General features: G+C 44.2%; 2 protein-coding genes and 1 pseudogene. 2 read left to right on the plus strand and 1 reads right to left on the minus strand.

Annotation, left to right across the window (positions count from 1 at the left end; all coding sequences use genetic code 11):
- Positions 1-65 precede the first annotated feature (65 nt).
- Positions 66-1,175: a bacteriohemerythrin gene (locus ABZA00_RS16860; RefSeq protein ID WP_372883308.1), complete on the minus strand. Its 1,110-nt coding sequence runs from the start codon at positions 1,173-1,175 to the stop codon at positions 66-68.
- A gap of 264 nt (positions 1,176-1,439) precedes the next feature.
- Between ABZA00_RS16860 and ABZA00_RS16865 the strand changes: the two genes are divergently transcribed.
- Positions 1,440-2,213: a YiiX/YebB-like N1pC/P60 family cysteine hydrolase gene (locus ABZA00_RS16865; RefSeq protein WP_372883309.1), complete on the plus strand. Its 774-nt coding sequence runs from the start codon at positions 1,440-1,442 to the stop codon at positions 2,211-2,213.
- Between the two features lie 244 nt (positions 2,214-2,457).
- Positions 2,458-2,550: pseudogene (locus ABZA00_RS16870) on the plus strand (HPP family protein); the annotation flags it as partial.

The following is a 2,550-nucleotide window of genomic DNA, read 5'->3' on the forward strand; positions in this document are numbered from 1 at the left end:
CGCTTAAAAATTCGTGGCGGCAGGTAGTGCCGACACGTTAAACGCTTGTAAGAGGTTTTAGAAGACTAACGCAACTTAATGTTGCAATGCCTAAACCGTTGACGACAAGAATCACCTTGCTTTAGCTGGGTGAGCTTCAATAACTCATCTATGTTGCGCATATTCTCCTGTCTGCTTGCCACACCAATACTGACACTGCCAAACCAGGTCATTTCTTCCTGTTGCACTTTAAGTTCAGCCACTGCATCGCACAATGACTGCGCGATATATTGGGCACCGGAAAAATCGGTATTTTCGCAGATGACCAGAAACTCATCGCCGCCCAAACGGCAGATAATATCGTCATTGCGTAAGTTTCTTGTCAACTGCTGACTGAGAGCCGTTAAAACTGTATCACCGGCATCATGTCCGTAGGTATCATTGATCCCTTTAAAATGATCGGCATCGATCATCAAACAGGAAAGTGGTTTATGTTTTTGCAGCGCTTCCTGCCATAATTTATCTAAATGCGCCATTGCAAAGCGGCGATTAGGCAGGTTGGTCAGTTCATCGGTTAGGGCAAGCTGTTCAAGCGCCAGATTAGCATTTTGCAGTGCCAGCGTACGCTGCGTTACTTGTTTTTCCAGCGTTTGATTAAGCTCGTGCAACTCCTTGTTGCGTTCAGATAGCTGTTCAAATAGATTACCTAATGCATTTAAGAGTCCTTCGGTAGCATTATCAACTTCGATATTTTCGTTATGAAAAGCCTGCCCGGCAGTACTGCCATTTTTAATAGCTGCTATTTGCCTCGCCATATTCTGATCCATTCCCAACATATGACTAACCAACCAGTTTAATAAAAATTCGAACAGGTTCTTTGCTGTGGTTCTATTGTTAATAGACAATTCAGTCGCTATTACCGATATTTTTGAGGTGAAATCTAAATGTACTTTCATATGCTCAGCCAAAAAACGCGCATCAATACCCACTTTTTTCATTAGCGCCTCTTCGCCCTGAAAGTGATAAATAGTATATTCTTTCAGCTCCCGTAAAATACTTTCCACATCTTGTATTGCTATTTCATTGTTTACCAGTGCATTGCCAAATTTATTTATTAACGCAACAAGGTGAAAATGCTGATCATCAACCTCTTCAATACCAGTTACAAAATATGTATCCCAACTGAACGATTCCATCATTTACCTGTATAACTTTTTAACCTGAAAATAACCCCATTATAACCATGCTTAATCGCTAAGCGAAGCATAATACTCGCTGTTGAGAGTTGGTAACTGCTAAACATAGCGTCAATATCTTCGCTGACGATACAGATATGGGCGAATAAAATGACCCATCACTCAATTTAATTAACTTATTAGTAAAAATAGGATAATTCATTGAAGCTCAAGCAGATCTAACTTAGTGTGATGCTTATGTGAACCTGGGATGGGAGATTTTCGGTGCAACTGTTAGAACGAATTGGCCGCCTGTTAGCCTATTATCTTAATCAACCGAATAAACATAGAATACAGGTTGCCTCCTGTAAACCCGATCAGCTTGCAGCCACTTTGCGCAAGGGGGATGTGCTGCTGGTGGAAGGCGACAGCCGCTTTAGTACGGCAATTAAATACCTTTCCCAGTCAACCTGGTCCCATGCGGCGCTGGTTATTTCAGATATTCAAAACCTATCCGGTTCACAAATCAATGAGGCTAAGCTACTCGAAGCCGACGTGCTTGAGGGGGTGCGGGTATTGCCGCTGAGTGAGTATTGGGAGGCACACACGCGCATTTGCCGTCCGATTGGGCTGACCGCAGAGGAGATTGATGCGGTCGTGGCAGCTGCGATGAGCAGAATTGGTCATCAGTATGATTTGAAAAACATATTTGACCTGGCCCGTTATCTGATTCAGACGCCGCCTGCGCCGGCCCGCTGGCGACGGCGTATGCTGGCGCTGGGCAGCGGCGATCCGACCAGAGCAATATGCTCATCTCTTATTGCAGAAGCTTTCCAGTCGATACGTTATCCTATTCTGCCTGAAAGTATTATTGCTAAATCCAAAGACGCCACCTGCATTGATTGTTATGAGGAATTTCTGAGCATCCGTCACAGCAGCCTTTTTGCACCACGAGATTTTGATATCTCCCCCTATTTTCAAATTATCAAACCCAGCTTAGAGGTTGAATTCGATTTTCGTAACTTGAATTGGAATGACAACGAGCATCCGGCGGAATAACGGCTGCAGAATAGGGCATTTTTAGCTTAACCAAACAAATTCAGGTAAACAACTCAGATCCAGTTTGTCAGCGTTTTGCTGCCCTCAATGCCCGCGGTTGGGCATTATGGTCGTTGTTTAATGTAACCATTACCTCATGTTGCGCCTTGCTCTGATTTCCAAGCTCATGCCTGACAAAGCATTTTGAAGTAACATCGGTATAAGCCACTATGCACACAGCAATTTGCAGACCAGCCTGTTTTTAGTCGCTTCATTTGGTGCTTCAGCCGTGCTGATTTATGGTGTGCCGCAGGCGGAGTTTTCACAACCCCGTAATCTGCTTGGCGGGCATCTCATC

The organism is Psychromonas sp., assembly GCF_041586535.1.
Lineage (GTDB): Bacteria > Pseudomonadota > Gammaproteobacteria > Enterobacterales > Psychromonadaceae > Psychromonas.

Bases quoted from the DNA above. Each gene is read 5' to 3' on its own strand.
- ABZA00_RS16860 (WP_372883308.1), bottom strand. From the start codon at position 1,175: ATGGAATCGTTCAGTTGGGATACATATTTTGTAACTGGTATTGAAGAG.